Annotated in this window: 14 protein-coding genes; 9 read left to right on the top strand and 5 right to left on the bottom strand. The window is 66.7% G+C overall.

Annotated elements, in window-relative coordinates; all coding sequences use genetic code 11:
• The first annotated feature begins 35 nt into the window (after positions 1-35).
• On the top strand, positions 36-1,475 hold the full coding sequence (locus AB0313_RS13315; RefSeq protein ID WP_366306039.1) for a sugar porter family MFS transporter: 1,440 nt from the start codon (positions 36-38) through the stop codon (positions 1,473-1,475).
• Positions 1,476-1,571: 96 nt separating this feature from the next.
• Here AB0313_RS13315 and AB0313_RS13310 read toward each other — a convergent pair whose 3' ends face one another.
• Positions 1,572-2,021 (bottom strand): MarR family transcriptional regulator, encoded by a 450-nt coding sequence (locus AB0313_RS13310; protein WP_141943417.1) that lies wholly within the window; start codon positions 2,019-2,021, stop codon positions 1,572-1,574.
• Between the two features lie 164 nt (positions 2,022-2,185).
• Here AB0313_RS13310 and AB0313_RS13305 point away from each other — a divergent pair, with 164 nt between their 5' ends.
• On the top strand, positions 2,186-3,394 hold the full coding sequence (locus AB0313_RS13305) for an MFS transporter (protein ID WP_366306037.1): 1,209 nt from the start codon (positions 2,186-2,188) through the stop codon (positions 3,392-3,394).
• 84 nt (positions 3,395-3,478) lie between these two features.
• Here the strand turns inward: AB0313_RS13305 and iolB are convergent, their stop codons facing one another.
• Positions 3,479-4,372, bottom strand: coding sequence for a 5-deoxy-glucuronate isomerase (gene iolB / locus AB0313_RS13300; RefSeq protein ID WP_366306035.1), 894 nt, complete (start codon positions 4,370-4,372; stop codon positions 3,479-3,481).
• Positions 4,373-4,389: 17 nt separating this feature from the next.
• The gene (locus tag AB0313_RS13295; protein ID WP_366306033.1) at positions 4,390-5,130 is read right to left on the bottom strand and encodes a GntR family transcriptional regulator; all 741 of its coding nucleotides are present in this window, start codon (positions 5,128-5,130) and stop codon (positions 4,390-4,392) included.
• A 329-nt stretch (positions 5,131-5,459) separates the two neighbouring features.
• On the opposite strand from AB0313_RS13295, the gene AB0313_RS13290 reads away from it, so the two are divergent.
• A complete protein-coding gene (locus tag AB0313_RS13290; RefSeq protein ID WP_141946538.1) occupies positions 5,460-6,596 on the top strand; it encodes an LOG family protein in 1,137 nt (378 codons plus the stop codon).
• Positions 6,597-6,635: 39 nt separating this feature from the next.
• On the opposite strand, the gene AB0313_RS13285 is transcribed toward AB0313_RS13290, so the two are convergent.
• Complete coding sequence (locus AB0313_RS13285) at positions 6,636-7,778, bottom strand: VIT1/CCC1 transporter family protein (protein ID WP_141943409.1); 1,143 nt, start codon at positions 7,776-7,778, stop codon at positions 6,636-6,638.
• A 264-nt stretch (positions 7,779-8,042) separates the two neighbouring features.
• Between AB0313_RS13285 and AB0313_RS13280 the strand changes: the two genes are divergently transcribed.
• Positions 8,043-8,270 (top strand): hypothetical protein, encoded by a 228-nt coding sequence (locus tag AB0313_RS13280; protein WP_141943407.1) that lies wholly within the window; start codon positions 8,043-8,045, stop codon positions 8,268-8,270.
• A 102-nt stretch (positions 8,271-8,372) separates the two neighbouring features.
• Here the strand turns inward: AB0313_RS13280 and AB0313_RS13275 are convergent, their stop codons facing one another.
• Positions 8,373-8,609 (bottom strand): hypothetical protein, encoded by a 237-nt coding sequence (locus AB0313_RS13275; protein ID WP_366306030.1) that lies wholly within the window; start codon positions 8,607-8,609, stop codon positions 8,373-8,375.
• Positions 8,610-8,749: 140 nt separating this feature from the next.
• Here AB0313_RS13275 and AB0313_RS13270 point away from each other — a divergent pair, with 140 nt between their 5' ends.
• From AB0313_RS13270 to AB0313_RS13250, 5 genes are all read left to right on the top strand, one after another.
• Entirely contained in the window at positions 8,750-9,325 is a 576-nt protein-coding gene (locus AB0313_RS13270; RefSeq protein ID WP_141943405.1) for a cupin domain-containing protein, read from the top strand.
• 240 nt (positions 9,326-9,565) lie between these two features.
• Positions 9,566-10,630: an agmatinase gene (speB, locus tag AB0313_RS13265; RefSeq protein ID WP_366306028.1), complete on the top strand. Its 1,065-nt coding sequence runs from the start codon at positions 9,566-9,568 to the stop codon at positions 10,628-10,630.
• Between the two features lie 4 nt (positions 10,631-10,634).
• Entirely contained in the window at positions 10,635-12,323 is a 1,689-nt protein-coding gene (locus AB0313_RS13260; protein WP_366306026.1) for a thiamine pyrophosphate-binding protein, read from the top strand.
• Positions 12,324-12,478: 155 nt separating this feature from the next.
• Positions 12,479-12,970: a MarR family transcriptional regulator gene (locus AB0313_RS13255; RefSeq protein WP_307310112.1), complete on the top strand. Its 492-nt coding sequence runs from the start codon at positions 12,479-12,481 to the stop codon at positions 12,968-12,970.
• Positions 12,963-15,194, top strand: a complete 2,232-nt coding sequence (locus tag AB0313_RS13250) for an MDR family MFS transporter (RefSeq protein WP_366306024.1) — start codon at positions 12,963-12,965, stop codon at positions 15,192-15,194. Before AB0313_RS13255 ends, AB0313_RS13250 begins: the two co-directional genes overlap by 8 nt.
• Positions 15,195-15,401 lie beyond the last annotated feature (207 nt).

Here is a 15,401-nt window from a genome sequence, read left to right as displayed (position 1 = left end):
GAAGCCATGAAGCAGTACGTCCAGAAGGTAAGCCTGTGAGTGCGCCTGTTCCTGGGAAGGAAACGGCCGGCCGGCCCGGAAACCACAAGCGGGTCCTGCGCACCGTCATCATCATCTCCACCTTTGGCGGCCTGCTCTTCGGCTACGACACAGGTGTGATCAATGGTGCGCTGCCGTATATGCAGGAGGACCTCGGGCTGACGCCGCTCACCGAGGGCCTGGTCACGTCGTCCCTGCTGTTTGGCGCAGCCTTCGGTGCCCTGTTCGGTGGCCGGCTGGCGGACCGCAACGGGCGCCGGAAGATGATCATGGTGCTGGCGGTCCTCTTCCTCGCCGGCACGCTTGCCTGCACTTTTTCGCCGAACACCGAGGTGATGATCGCGGCCAGGTTCGTCCTGGGCCTGGCCGTGGGCGGCGCCTCCGTGACTGTCCCGGTCTACCTTGCCGAGGTGTCGCCGAGCGACCGCCGCGGGCGGATCGTCACCCAGAACGAGCTGATGATCGTCACCGGCCAACTGCTGGCCTTCGTCTTCAACGCCTACCTGGGCAATTCTTTTGGGGAGCCCCTTGGGATCTGGCGCTGGATGCTGGTCATCGCCACTTTGCCGGCCATCGCGCTCTGGATCGGGACGAACTTCATGCCCGAGAGCCCGCGCTGGCTGGCCTCCAGCGGCAGCTTCGGCGAGACGCTCAGCGTGCTGCAGCGCATACGGTCGCAGGCGGAGGCCCGCAAGGAGTTCGAGGAAGTCAAGGCCATGGCCGTGGAGGACTACAAGTCCAAGATGGGCTCATGGAAGGATCTGGGCATCCCGTGGCTCCGCCGGATCTTCTTCGCGGGCCTGGGCCTGGCAGTAATCCAGCAGATCACCGGCGTGAACTCGATCATGTACTACGGAACCCAGATCCTGGCGCAGTCCGGCTTTGGCCGCGAGGCTGCGCTTACGGCCAACATCGCCAACGGTGTGATCTCGGTCCTGGCTACCTTCGTCGGCATTTGGCTGCTGGGCAAGGTGGGCCGGCGCCGGATGCTGCTCACCGGCCAGGTGGGAACGACGACGGCGCTGCTGCTGATCGGCCTCTTCTCGCTGATCCTGCCGGAAGGCACAGCCCGTGGCTTCGTCATCCTGGCCCTCACCGTGACGTTCCTGGCGTTCCAGCAGGGTGCCATCTCCCCGGTGACCTGGCTGATGCTCTCGGAAATCTTTCCGTTGAAGATCCGGGGCCTGGGCATGGGCGCGTCGGCGTTCCTGCTGTGGATCGTGAACTTCCTGATCGGGTTCGGATTCCCGCAGTTGCTGGCCGCCATCGGCATCTCCAACACGTTCTTCGTGTTCGCCGTCCTGGGCGTGGCCGCTATCGCCTTCGCCGCCAAGTATGTGCCCGAGACCAAGGACAAGAGCCTTGAGGACCTGGAGCACCACTTCAAGAACGTCGCCGGCAACGCGCCGCAGGCCGCCGGGGCCACCGTTCCCTGACCGGACCAGGCACCCTGACCGGAGCAGCCACACGTCCGGACACCGAAACGCCCCCGCGAGGATCCTCACGGGGCGTTGCTGTTGGTGCGGGCAATCTTACATTCGGGCGTGCAGCCGTGGCAGGGCATCAACCAGTGGTGCCAGCTCCGGAATAGCCGTCGCCTCCTCGAGGGCGCGCTCCAGGGTGGCGTCGTGAACCGGCCGTGCCTCCGCCAGCAGGCTGCTTCCGCTGGGGGTGAGCTCGGTGTAGATGCCGCGGCGGTCGTCGTCGCACAGGATCCTGGTCAGCAGCCCGCGGTCCTCCAGCCGGTTCACCAGGCGGGTGGTGGCACTGGGGCTCAGTGCCGTGGCACGGGCCAGCTGCTGCATCCGCATGTGCCACCCGTCCTGCCGGCTGAGGGCGTCCAGGACGGTGTACTCCACCACCGACAGCTTTGACTCCGCCTGCAGCGAGCGTTCCAGTTCGTTTTCGATCAGCCCGTGCAGTGCTGCCAGGGTACGCCAGCCCTGGGCGCGGACTTCAACAGCGTCGTCCTTGATGCCCACGCTTGCTCCTTCATGGATGGATAGAGGCCACCCCTTGCGGCCGACAGAGATAGTTGCTTGCGCGGGATACTTGCATGTGCAACAATAAATACCGCGCCTGCAACTATCTTAGGCGCCTTCCCGTCTCCGGGACAACCACACCCACAGCTCAAAGGAGCATTCCCATGCCTATTGGCCTGATAGCACTCGCCCTGGGCGGGTTTGGTATTGGACTTACTGAATTCGTAATTGCGGGCCTGCTTCCGCAGGTGGCAGCCGACTTTGGCGTCGGTGAGGCGTCCGCCGGCTGGTTCATCTCCGGCTACGCCCTCTCCGTTGTGGTGGGAGCGCTGGGCCTCACGGCGACCGTCACCCGTTTCCCCCGCAAACCCGTGCTGGCTGCCCTGCTGGTCCTGTTCATCGCAGGAAACCTGCTCTCAGCCACTGCGGGCGGGTACTGGCCCATGATGCTGGGCCGCGTCATCGCAGCCCTTTCACATGGCGCCTTCTTCGGGATTGGGGCCGTGGTGGCAGCTGGAATGGTCCCGCCCAGCAAGAAGGCGGGCGCCATTGCCCTGATGTTTACCGGGCTGACGGCGGCGAACGTCCTTGGCGTGCCCTTCGGAACCCTGCTGGGCCAGGCCGCAGGCTGGCGCGCCACCTTCTGGGCCATCACCGTCATTGGCGTGGCCGCGCTCGCGGGCATCCTCGCACTCGTCCCCGCTTCGGCCGGTGAAACGGAAGAAGGGGGCAGCCTCCGCTCTGAGCTCCGCGCCTTCCGGTCCGGCCAGGTATGGCTGTCCATTGTGGTGACCATTCTGGGCTTCGGCGGCATGTTCGGTGCGTTCACTTACATCGCCTACACCCTCACCGAGGTCTCAGGATTTGCCGCTTCCACCGTACCGTGGCTGCTCATCGTCTTCGGTGTGGGCCTCTTTGCCGGCAACACCCTGGGCGGTAAGGCCGCCGACCGCAATGTGGACCGGACGCTGCTCGTGGTGCTCGCGGTGCTGACCCTCGTCCTGCTGGCCTTTGCCCTGACGGCCGCCAATCCTGTCCTGACGGTCATCTCCCTGGTACTCATGGGCGGCTTCGGCTTCGCCACCGTGCCCGGCCTGCAGATGCGGGTCATGAAGTATGCCCCCGGTGCCCTCACGCTGGCGTCCGGCGCCAACATTGGTGCCTTCAATGTGGGCAACGCCCTGGGTGCCTGGCTTGGCGGGGTTACCATCACCGCGGGCTTCGGCTACACCTCGCCCATCTGGGCCGGCGCGCTGATCACCCTGCTGGGCCTTGCCGTCATGGCGTTTGCCGCGGCTGGGGCCAGGAAGAGCGAACAGCGGGGCGGTGACCGGGATGAGGTCCAGGCCGCGGAGGAACTGGTCAGCCGCTAGGCGGACGGGTCGAAGGAGCGGCGCACCATCAACGCTGGTTCAAGCTTCCGGGTCACGGCCTGCCCGGCCTGGCTGGAAGGACGCCTATGCGCCGAACGGGAGCCGGGGATCGATGTTCTGGCTGTCCCAGGTTTGCCGCACCCACCCGTGGTGCGGGTCGTCGCTGATCAGCCACTCGCGCACGGGCCCGGGGCCCGCCATCACGTTCAGGTAGTAGAGGTCGTACCCCGGTGCTGCCATGGCCGGGCCGTGCCAGCCGTAGGGGACCAGCACGACATCACCCGTGCGGACCTCGGCGGAGACGTCGATCGGCCGCTCGTCCGAGGCATACACGCGCTGGTAGCCGATGGCGTCGGCGTCGCCGGGTGCGGCACCGCCGGCCGCAACCTGCGTTTCGAAGTAGTAGATCTCCTCCAGCGAGGTCTCGCCGTCCTTCTCCTCGTCATGCTTGTGCGGAGGGTAGGAGGACCAGTTTCCGGCCGGCGTGAGGACCTCGCAGACGATGAAGCGGTCGGCTTCCAGTGCCGCAGGCGTGCCAAAGTTGTGGACCTGGCGCGAGCAGTTGCCCGCGCCGCGCAGCTCCACCGGCGTTTCCGCCGCGGGCACCCGCCGGGTGGGGTACGACGCCTTGGCCGGGGCAGTGGCAACGGCGACGCGGCCGCCGTCGGACGAGCTGATGCTGACGGCGCGCCCAATGCCGGAGTAGAGCACGTCCGTGGGACCGGAGAATACGGAGGTGCGGCCGTTCAGCGGGTATTCCGCGCCGTCCACGGTCACGGTGAAGGATCCGTTGAGGGGCACCACAATCCGTTCCTCGTCCGCGGGGGGAAGTTCGACGGCAGCGCCCGCGGCGAGGGTAGCAACCTTCAGTCCCGTATGGGCCCAGCCGTCCACGGTGAGGGCGGAATCGGAGGTTCCGATCGACACGTCCCAGGTGCCGTCCGCGGCAGTGCCCAGGGGATAGACCCAGTTGGTCATGAAGGTGGCTCCTTGGATTATCGCTGTACGAGAGTCATTTCAAAGCTGTAGGAATCGGCCCGGTAGACGTGGTTGCCGGTTTCGACGCGGCGGCCGGTGTCGTCCACGGCCGTGCGTTCCATGGTGACCAGCGCTGATCCTGCCGCGGTGTCCAGCATGGAAGCCTGGTAATCGTTGGCGTTCATGGCGCCGATGCGCTGGTTGGCCAACCGGAAATTCACGCCCCCGCGGCGGAGGATCGAGTAAAGACCCTCTGCCGCCAGCATGGCCTCGTCCATCTCCGCAATGTCGTCGCGCACCCAGTTCTCCATGAGGGCCAGCGGCTTGCCACCCACCCGCCGCAGCCGGGTGAAGTGGTACACCTTCGACCCGGCGGGAAGCTGCAGCGTGGTGATCGTGGCGTCGTCCGCCTCCAGGTGCGAGAAGCTCAGCACCTCCGTGGTGGGTTTCTTGCCGTTGTTGGTGAGGTCGTCGTAGAGGCTGGAAAGCTCCAGGGGCCGGCGGACCTGGCTGGAGACCACCTGCGTTCCGACGCCACGCTTGCGGACCAGCAGGCCGGAGCGGACCAGTTCATCCATGGCCTTGCGCATGGTGGGCCGGGACAGGCTGAGCTGGGCTGCAAGGTCGATCTCGTTGTCCAGCCTGCTGCCGGGCTCCAGGACCCCGCTGTAGATCGCTGCCTCGATGCCCTGGACCACTTGGTGGTACAGAGGCACGGGGGAGGAGCGGTCGATTGTGAGTCCCAGGTTGTTCGCCACGGTGCGTTCCCTCGTTTTCGGTGTCTGCGCCTCCGTCCGGCACGCGGCGGCGCCAGCGGACACTTTGCCGCCGTATGTTCGCTTGATAGGACATACTTTCTTCCTCGATCGTAGCAGCCCGGTTGCCGCGGTCAAGAGGGCCTCCAGGAATGGGCCTGCAGGCAGGAGGGAACGTTATGGAAGTTAATGGTGCTGACATTAGGACTTTTTCCTGACGATCAATACGAGAGCGCCTCAGCAACCGGGCGCCGGACCGGCACGGTCCGGCCCCGCTTTTCGTGCTGGTTGGCCTAGGCTGGCTCCATGATGAGGAGCGCGGGGCAGCAGCCATGAATTTTGCCGGCAGCCTTGGTCCCCGTCCCCGCAACCTAGAGGTCCAGGACCTGGCCAGCTTTGACCGGCTGGTGGCCGGCGGAGCGGTCAACCTGCACGGATGGCATGCCCAGTCACTGGACCTGCGGGGCCGCTCCGCTGCGCTGAAGAACGTCAGTGTCGAGGGCGCGCTGTTCCTGGGCTGCACCTTTGACGAGGGCATGGAGGCAAACCTCCGCAGCCGCGGTGCCCTGATCTTTCCGCGGCTCGAGGGCGTCCCCTTCGACCCCTACCGGGCCGCACTGTATTCACCGGCCGAGCTCTACGCCGGGCTGGCAACGTCCCCCTACGAGGCGTTGCCGGACGCCCGCATCTACCACTGGAGCATCCAGCCGGGCCAGCGCCACCGCGTGGACTCGACCCTTGCCTCCGCGCTGCACGACCACGCCATCGGAGACGCCCTGGATGAGCTGACCCGCACCGGGACGTGGACCCGCCGGTCAATCGTCGGTGTGATGGGCGGGCATGCGGCGCCGCGGGGCAGCGCGGACTTTGCCCAGGCCGCCCTGCTGGGAAGGAAACTTGCCATCGCCGGCTATACCGTGGCCACCGGGGGCGGGCCGGGGGCCATGGAAGCGGCCAACCTGGGCGCATACCTGAGCCAGGCGTCCGACGGCGACGTGCAGGCCGCGCTCTCAGCGCTCGCCGCTGTTCCCGGGTTCCGTCCCTCGGTGTCGGCGTGGGCGCGTGCGGCGGCGGCCGTCGTCGAACGCCATCCGGGCGGGACGCCCTCGATCGGCATCCCCACCTGGTTCTACGGGCACGAGCCGCCGAACTACTTTGCCACGCACATTGCCAAATACTTCGCCAACGCCATCCGCGAAGCCATCCTGTTGGAACTGTGCCACGGCGGGATTGTCTTCCTTCCCGGGGCCGCAGGCACGGTCCAGGAGATTTTCCAGGATGCCTGCGAAAACTACTACGGTGCGCGTGAAAAGGTGGCACCCATGGTCCTGGTGGGGCGGAGCCACTGGGAGCAGGAGTATCCGGCGTGGCCCATGCTGCGCAGCCTCGCCGCGGGGCGTGCGATGGCGGACTACATCTTCCTGGTGGACACCGTGGATGAAGCGGTGGAGGTCCTCCAGCGGCGCTGAGTGCCGTCGGAGAACCTCCGCAATATATTCGGGACGCTGTTAGCCGACCGCCGTGCCAAACAGCAGGCCCAGCAGGTAGGTGATGGCAGCCGCGCCCAGCCCGATGGCGAGTTGGCGCAGGCCGCGGGTCAGCGGGGACGTGCCGGACAGCAGGCCAACAGCGGCGCCGGTGGTCATGAGGGAGATCCCCACCAGGGCACCTGCCACCACGAGGGCGGTGACTCCCGTCAGGCCGAACAGGAACGGCAGGATGGGAACGATGGCGCCGGAGGCAAAGAAGCAGAAGCTGGACAGCGCCGCTCCCCACGCAGTACCAACAGCCTCGTGCTGGTCCACTTCCTCCGGCAGGTCCGGCTGCAGGGACAGGCTGGGATCGCAGTCGCAGGACAGCAGCCCCATACGCTCGGCGACGCGGTGTTCGGCCGCTTCCAGGGACATCCCGCGGGCGCGGTAGACCAGGAGGAGTTCGTTGTGTTCCAGGTCCAGCTTGGGCGCGGCCGCCAGCGTGACCTGCGTGGGCCGGGTGGCGGCGAGCAATTCGCGCTGCGAGCGGACAGAGATGAATTCGCCGGCGCCCATGGACATGGCACCTGCCAGCAGCCCGGCGATGCCGCTGAGCAGCACCACGCTGCTGGCCACTCCGGACGCGGCCATGCCCATGACCAGGGAAAGGTTGCTGACCAAGCCGTCATTGGCGCCGAACACAGCGGCCCGGAAGGTGCCGGCCAGCCGGTTGCGGCCGCGGGTTGCCAAGCCCCGCACCACTTCCTCGTGGATTTGTTCATCGGCGGCCATGGCGTCGGTGGCGTTGGGGTCCTTGGCGTAGGGGGAGCGGCCTTCAGCGCGCTGGGCAAGGGCCAGCACGAACACGGAGCCGAAGTGCCGGGCCAGGAATCCGAGGAAACGGCTGCGCGAGGACGCCCGCTTTGGTTTGCCCGCGTGTTCCCCCAGCAGCGCCAGCCAGTGGGCTTCGTGCCGCCCTTCCGCCTCTGCCAGAGCCAGGAGGATGTCCCGTTCCTCGCCTTCACGGTTCTGTGCAAGGTCCCTGTAGACGGCGGCTTCGGCGCGCTCGTCGGCCAGGTACTGCCGCCACCGTTTGATGTTCGACGGCGAGGGCTGGTTTGGGCCGGTAGGGACCTCCGGGGGCGTGGCATGGGATTCGGACCGGGCGTGCTGCGACACTGTAACTCCTGGGCTTGAAAGGGCATGTACTCGCGCCTTTGCCCTGCAAGCCTACTGCGATTTTCCGCGGTTTTTTGGCTGGCAAACCTCGCTGCGAAGTTTCGGTTTGCCTTAAATCGGCGGCTGTCCGCGTCCTGGCTTTGCACCTGTCCACGGACCGCCGCAGCTATTGACCCGTTAGGTGGGCGGTGCTGTGATGAAGGGGAGGCGCGGGCTGCGCCCTACCTGAAAGAGCACGTCAGGCGAATATACGGAGGTTGAATCATGAGCACCACCGGACAGCACCCGGACATGCCGCACCTGGACGCCGTCGAGGCGGATCCCGCCTACGATTACGCCGAGGATGCACCGGTAGACGATGCGGACTGGGACGCGGAGGACGAGTCCATCGACGAGGAAGAGCCGGTGGTGCAGGCGCCGCCGGTGGTCATCGATGCCGAGGACCGCGAGGTCCCGCTGGATGATGATGAGCCGCGGGACACCGAGGGGTAGGGACAAGGAAAGCAGGACTTACGACGGCGGCGCCTTCTTTCGCCGGGATGCGAAAGGAGGCGCCGTCGTCGTGCCTTACGTCTTTGCTGTTGCCTGACAAGCTCAGAGGCCGGCGAGGACTTCCTCAGGGATTCCGTCCTGCTCCTGGCCGGCAATGCGGAGCTGCCAGGCGCGCATCACCCCGGGATCGGTGGGGTGGCTGAGCAGCGAGTCCGCGACGTAGACGACGGCCGAGGCGATCAGGCCGTAGGAAATGGGCTCGTTGGCGCAAATGCCGTCCAGCGCCGCGGTAAGACGGGAGTGGTGTTCTATTGCCCTATAGGCAACAGAGGTTTCCAAAGACTAGGCTGTGACGGCTGCGGCCGTCACGGGTGGAAACGGCCCGCTTCCACCCGTGTGGCATGGGCGCGTCACAAAACCGGCGCCCATTAGTATGGCTCCAGAGTGGAGCCGGATTGCCGGCCATGAAAGGTTCGTAGATGAAGGCACTGCCAGTTGAGCCGAGCAACGTTCCCGTAGCCATTGGCTCCAGGATCCGGGCCGCCCGGCAGTCCCAGCGGCTCACCATCGAGCAGGTTGCCGAGGCCACCGGGCTCACCAAGGGCTTCCTCAGCCGTGTGGAGCGGGACCTTACCTCTCCCTCCGTGGCTTCCCTGGTGACGCTCTGCCAGGTGCTGTCCATTTCCATCGGCGACCTTTTCGCGGCCCCGGAAACCCACCTGACCAAGCGCAACGACGGGCCCCGCATTTCACTGGGCGGCCAGGGCATCGTGGAGCGGCTGCTGACCGCCCGCTCCGAACGCCGCGTCCAGATTATCCAGGCGGTCATCGAGCCGCACGGCCGCGGGGAGTCTGAGCTGTATGCGGTGGACTGCGACGTGGATGTGCTGCACGTTATCAAAGGGTCCATCAAGCTGATCCTCACGAATGAGGAGTATGACCTCGATACGGGGGATACGGTGACCTTCCCCGGCCGCGAACCCCACACCTGGGTCAACATGACGGACAAGCCGGTCGAGGTGCTCTGGGTCCTGGTGCCCGCCGCCAGCCGGTAGCCCTCGGCCGGCCGCCCTGTTTTGCTCCGGCCCGGCGTCACACAGGGCATCCTTTCGCCGGCTTTGCGCCCGCGCACGCCTGCAAACGAGGGCATCCTTCCGCTCCCGCCTGCCCAAAGCGTGCTCTGCGTGACGCTGGCATGCCCATTGCAAAGGTAAACACTTGATGCTCATTAGAAAACCAAGGTGTATGATGGCAGTCACAGACGTCCCCTCAACTCCTCGAAGGAGAGGCCTCCAATGGAAGAGCTGCGCATTGAAGCCAACGGCAACCTTGGCCCCATCGATTCATCCCGGATCCCCCGCTACGCCGGAGCTGCCACCTATGCCCGCCTTCCGCGCCTGGACCAGGTGGACAAGGCCGACGTCACCGTAGTGGGCGTCCCCTTCGACTCGGGGGTTTCCTACCGGCCGGGCGCCCGCTTCGGCGCCAACCACGTCCGTGAGGCCAGCCGCCTGCTGCGTCCGTACAACCCTGCCTGGGACGTCAGCCCGTTCGAGAACATCCAGGTGGCCGACGCCGGGGATATGGCGGTCAACCCGTTCAATATCAACGAAGCCATCGAGACCATCCAGCAGAACGCACTGGACCTCACGGCCGCCGGGAGCAAACTGCTGACCCTGGGCGGGGACCACACCATCGCGCTGCCGCTGCTGCGCGCCGCCGCCGAGCGTGCCGGCGGACCCATCGCCATGCTGCACTTCGATGCCCACCTGGACACCTGGGACACCTACTTCGGCGCCGAATACACCCACGGCACGCCTTTCCGCCGCGCGGTGGAGGAAGGCATCCTGGACACCGAAGCCATCAGCCACATCGGCACCCGGGGTCCGCTCTACGGCAAGAAGGATCTCGACGACGACCACCGCTTTGGGTTCGGCATCGTCACCTCCTCGGACGTCTACTACCAGGGCGTCCTGGAAACCGTGGCCAAGGTCCGCGACCGGATCGGCAGCCGCCCGCTCTACATCTCCGTGGACATCGACGTCCTCGATCCTGCCCACGCCCCGGGCACCGGCACCCCCGAGGCCGGCGGCATCACCAGCCGCGAACTCCTCGAAATCATCCGCGGGTTCCGCGGCATGAACCTTGTAGGCGCCGACGTCGTGGAGGTCTCACCTGCCTACGACCACGCTGAGATCACGGGCGTCGCCGCCAGCCACGTCGCCTACGAACTGGTGACCCTCATGGCCGACAATGCCACGCCCGGCGACCGCTTCGGAGCCGACACCGGCTACCAGGCCCAAGCATTGGGGCGGGAAGCCCGCCGCCCCGCCGGTTTCGCCGCAGCCGCCAAGGAGTAGGGCCATGACGGAACTGGGTGCACCCGTCCCGATCCAGGCGGGCGGCGTGCGGAACGGCGGCGACCTCGTCGTCGAGACCCTCGAGGCGCTGGGGGCGAAGACCGTCTTCGGCATCCCTGGACAGCATGCCCTGGGACTCTTCGACGCCATGGGCCGCGGCAACCTGCAGTTCGTCTCCTCCCGCGTGGAGAACAACAGCGCGTTCGCCGCGGACGGCTACTCCCGCGCCACGGGCGAAGTGGGCGTGCTCTTCCTGTCCACCGGCCCCGGCGCGCTGACGTCGCTGGCCGGTCTCCAGGAGGCGTATGCCACGGGGGTGCCCATGGTGGTGGTGGCAAGCCAGATTCCGCTGGAAGGCCTGGGTGCGCGGCGCAAGGGCATGCTGCACCAGCTCGACGACCAGAAGGCGTCCGCGGCCAACGTCACCAAAAGCCAGCGGTTGATCCAGCACGCGTCCGGCATCCCCTCCGCCATCCAGGACGCCTGGACCGAAGCCATCTCGTCCCCGCAGGGCCCGGTATGGCTGGAGATCCCGCAAAACGTCCTGCTGGATCCGATCATGGTGCCACCCGTGGAGGACGCCCTGGCCGAGGCGGCGGACAACCCGCCGCGCATCGAGCTGGTGCGCGAGGCCGTGAAGTGGCTGGAAGCGGCCAAACGCCCCGCCATCATCGCCGGTGGCGGCACCCGGCGCGGCAAAGCGGAGAAGTCGCTGCTCTCCATTGCCGAAAAACTGCGGGCGCCGGTGATCTGCACCCCCGGCGGCAACGGCGCGTTCCCCTGGAACCACGGGCTGTCGCTGCAGTCCTGGATCGAGGACCGGTACATGACCGACGTCCTGGAGGATGCGGACGTCCTGCTGGTGATCGGCTCCTCCCTGGGTGAGGTTACGTCCAACTACTTCACCTTCGAGCCGCGCGGCCGCATCATTCAGATCGACGCCGAACCACGGGTTTTGGAGTCCAACCGGCCGGGCCTGGGCATCCGGGCCGATGCAGGCCAGGCGCTGGCCGCCCTGGATGAGGCACTTGAGTCGGGCAGGACAACCACGCCGGACTGGCACGGCAGCACCCCGGAAGATCTTGTCAGGGAGTCCCTCGCCAAGGTCCGGGCCCGGCTGGAATCGCAGGACCTGGCCACGGAACTGAAGTTCATGGCCGACATCCGCGAGGCGGTGCCAGCGGACATGCAGACGTTCTGGGACATGACCATCGCTGCGTACTGGGGCTGGTCCTGCTGGGACGCGCGGCAGGGTCAGTTCCACTCGGCCCAGGGCGCGGGCGGCCTGGGCTATGCCTTTCCCGGAGCCATTGGCGCGGCCGTTGGGCTGGAAACGGTGGGCAAACCTGCCCGGGTGCTTGCGGTCTCCGGCGACGGCTCGTCCATGTACTCCATTGCCGAGCTTGCCACCGCTAAACAGCACAATGTCCCGGTGACCTGGTTGATTGTTGACGACGGCGGCTACGGCATCCTGCGCGAGTACATGGTGGGTGCCTTCGGCAAGGCCACCGCCACCGAACTCGCCCGCCCGGACTTCGTGAAGCTCGCGGAATCCTTTGGCGTGCCTGCCACCCGGGTGGCTACCGGGGACGTGGGGGACGCGCTCAGGGCCGGATTCGCTGCGGACGGCCCCAACGTCGTCGTCGTTGAGACCCTGCTGAAGATGTTTGGCCCCACCCACCTGGCCACCTGAACCGCCACCCGGCGTCACGCGCTCCTTCCCTTTCCTGCAGTCCGCGGAAATGGGGGGAGCGTTGTGCTTTAACGGCCCAACAGAAGAAATTCGTTTCCCTAAGCAACCTTTTTCTGTTACAGTTGCTTGCAGCAACTAATTCTTTAGGGAGGATCATGTCTGTCGCACCGGCCACCGCAGCCGACCTCGTCAGCCATATCTATGACCTCCAGCGCGCACTGCGCTGCGTCACCATGGTCAACGTCAAAGGTCAGGACACGGGCATCGCACTCCAAGGCGTGCTCAAGTTCATCGGCGAAGGGGAAACCCGCGCCGCGCACCTCGCCGAACGGCTGGGGGTCAGCGCTCCGGTACTCAGCCGGCACGTGGCCGAGCTTGCGGACGCGGGCCTGGTGCTGCGGACTCCGGACCCGGACGACGGCCGCGCCCAGCTGCTGGCCCTTTCCCCCAGGGGCAAGGAGAAGCTGGCGGAGCTGGTGCGGCACCGGGCGGAAACGCTGCAGGCCTACCTCTCCGACTGGAATGAGGACGACGCCGTGGCCACGGCCGCGATGCTGAACAAGCTCACCACGTCCCTGAAGAATTCCATCCGGGCAAGGGCGGCCGGGACCATCAACGATCACACGCAGGAGTCCATCAATGGCTAACGTCACCGCCGCCGCGGACCAGGAGCAGGAGCGCCAGCGCCAACGCACCGCCAAACAGGAATCGCGGCAATCCAAGCGCCACGAACCCGGCGCCCCCATGAACCACCGCCAGATCATGGAGGCCCTGACCGGCCTGCTGGCCGCTTTTTTCACCGCGATCCTGAGCAGCACCATCGTGGCCAACGCGCTGCCCACCATCATGTCCGAGCTCAAGGGCACCCAGACGGACTTCGCATGGGTCATCACGGCCGCGCTGCTCGCCAACGCAGCCACCACCCCCATCTGGGGCAAGCTCGCCGACCTCTTCGACAAGAAGGTCCTCGTCCAGCTGAGCATCGTGATCTTCGTGGCCGGATCCGTCATGGCCGGCTTCTCCGAGAACATCCCGTTCCTGCTGACCGCCCGTGTCATCCAGGGCATCGCCATGGGCGGCCTCACGGCCCTCGCCCAGGCCATCATCGGCTCCATCATCCCGCCCCGCGAACGCGGCAAGTACTCCGGCTACATGGGTGCCGTCATGGCTGTCGGCACCGCCGGCGGCCCGCTGCTGGGCGGTTTCATCGTGGACAGCTCACTCGGCTGGCGCTGGACATTCTTCGTCTGCGTGCCGCTCGCCGTTGTCGCGCTGATCCTGCTCCAGATCACGCTCAAGGTTCCGCACGTCAAGCGTCCCGCCAAGATCGACTGGCTGGGTGCCATCCTGCTGACCACCGGCGTCAGCCTGCTCCTGGTCTGGGTGTCCTTCGCCGGCAACCCCGATTACTACGACTGGTGGTCCTGGCAGTCCGTGGTGATGGTGGGCGGCGGCGTCCTCCTGCTCGCACTGCTGGTGCTGGTTGAGTCCAAGGTGTCCCAGCCGATCATCCCGCTGAAGATCATCTCCGAGCGCACCACCGCACTGGCCATCGTCGCTTCGGTTGCCGTCGGCGTTGCAATGTTCAGCTCCTCCACCTTCCTGGGCCAGTACTACCAGGTGGCCCGCGGCGCGACCCCAACCGAAGCCGGCCTGCTGACGCTGCCCATGATCGCCGGCAACCTGGTGGGCTCCGTGGTCTCCGGCCAGCTCATCAGCCGCTATGGCAAGTGGAAGCGGTTCCTCATCGGCGGCACCATCCTGCTGATCGGCGGCCTGGCGATGGCAGGAACCTTGACCCACACCACCGATCTTTGGCTGGCAGGGCTCTACACCGCGGTCTTCGGCGTGGGCCTGGGCATGCTGATGCAGAACCTGGTCCTTGCGGTCCAGAACACCGTCCGTGCCACGGACATCGGTTCAGCCAGTGCCTCGGTCGCCTTCTTCCGCTCCTTCGGCGGCGCCATTGGCGTGTCCGTCCTGGGCGCGGTCATGTCCAACCACGTCAAAGACCTTGCCACTGACGGGCTCGCGAAGCTGGGTATCCCGGCCAGCGGAAACGGCGGTGCCAGCCTGGACCTGGCAGACCTTCCCGCGCCGGTCGCCGACGTCATGCGCGCTGCCTACGGCGACGCCACGGCGGGCATCTTCATGATCTCCGCAGTAGTCAGCGCGGTTGCCCTGATCGCCGTGATCTTCATCAAGGAAGTGCCGCTGCGCAAGACCGTCGACATCACCCCGGAAGCCAGCCTTCAGGCAAACGCAGCCGGCGAAGCGGGCATGACGGCGATGACCGGCCAACTGCCCATGGTCTCCGGCAACGCCCCGCAAGGGGACCTTCCCGCCGCGATGACTGGCCGCAGTGCAGTCCGCGCAGGCTCGGCCGCTGCACCCGCCAAGAGGTACGACGGCGGTGCTGCCGCAGCCGCCGCGGCATCCGGCCGGCTGGCCACGGAGGACTTTGAGGAAGTGTTCGCACGCAGCTTCAGCTCCGAGGGGCTGGGCAGCCCCGACGGGCTGGGACTGGGAACCGCTGACAGCGTTGAAAAGGCTGCGGACGCGGTTGCCAGTGCCGCGGCCACGCTGCAGAAACTGCAGGAAACCCAGCACCTGCTGGCGCGCCAGCAGGCGGAACTGGGCAGCCTGGTCCTGGACATCCAGGAACAGCTGCGCTCCCAGCGGGAGGTGGCCGCCAAGCAGGCCGCCACGGCGGCAGAGCTCAGCAGGCTGCAGCGCAAGCTCCTGAAGGAACGGAAACTCCAGGCTGCCGCGGCACTGTACTTGGTCGGCCACGGCAGGCACAGCGCCGCGGTCCAGCCAGCGGCAGACCCGGGCGCCGGTTCCGCTGTGGATTCGGGCCAGGGGCTGTAGTCGGCAGCAGCTGTCCCACCGGGTGCGCAGCCAGGCTGCGCAGGCCGGCCAGGCTGACTGCATCAACGTGACGGCCGCGGTCCGCGCCGGATGATTTCCGGCGTCGGACCGCGGCTTTCCTGCGTGGTGGGAGGCCGTGGCCCCGGCCGGTGCAGCCGTGCGTTCCGTGCAGGATTTCCACGGGGAAATTGTTGTCCAGGGGGACCA

Source organism: Pseudarthrobacter sp. NPDC080039, from assembly GCF_040702335.1.
GTDB classification, from domain to species: Bacteria; Actinomycetota; Actinomycetes; order Actinomycetales; family Micrococcaceae; genus Arthrobacter; species Arthrobacter enclensis_A.
This window is presented reverse-complemented; position numbering and strand designations above follow the sequence as displayed.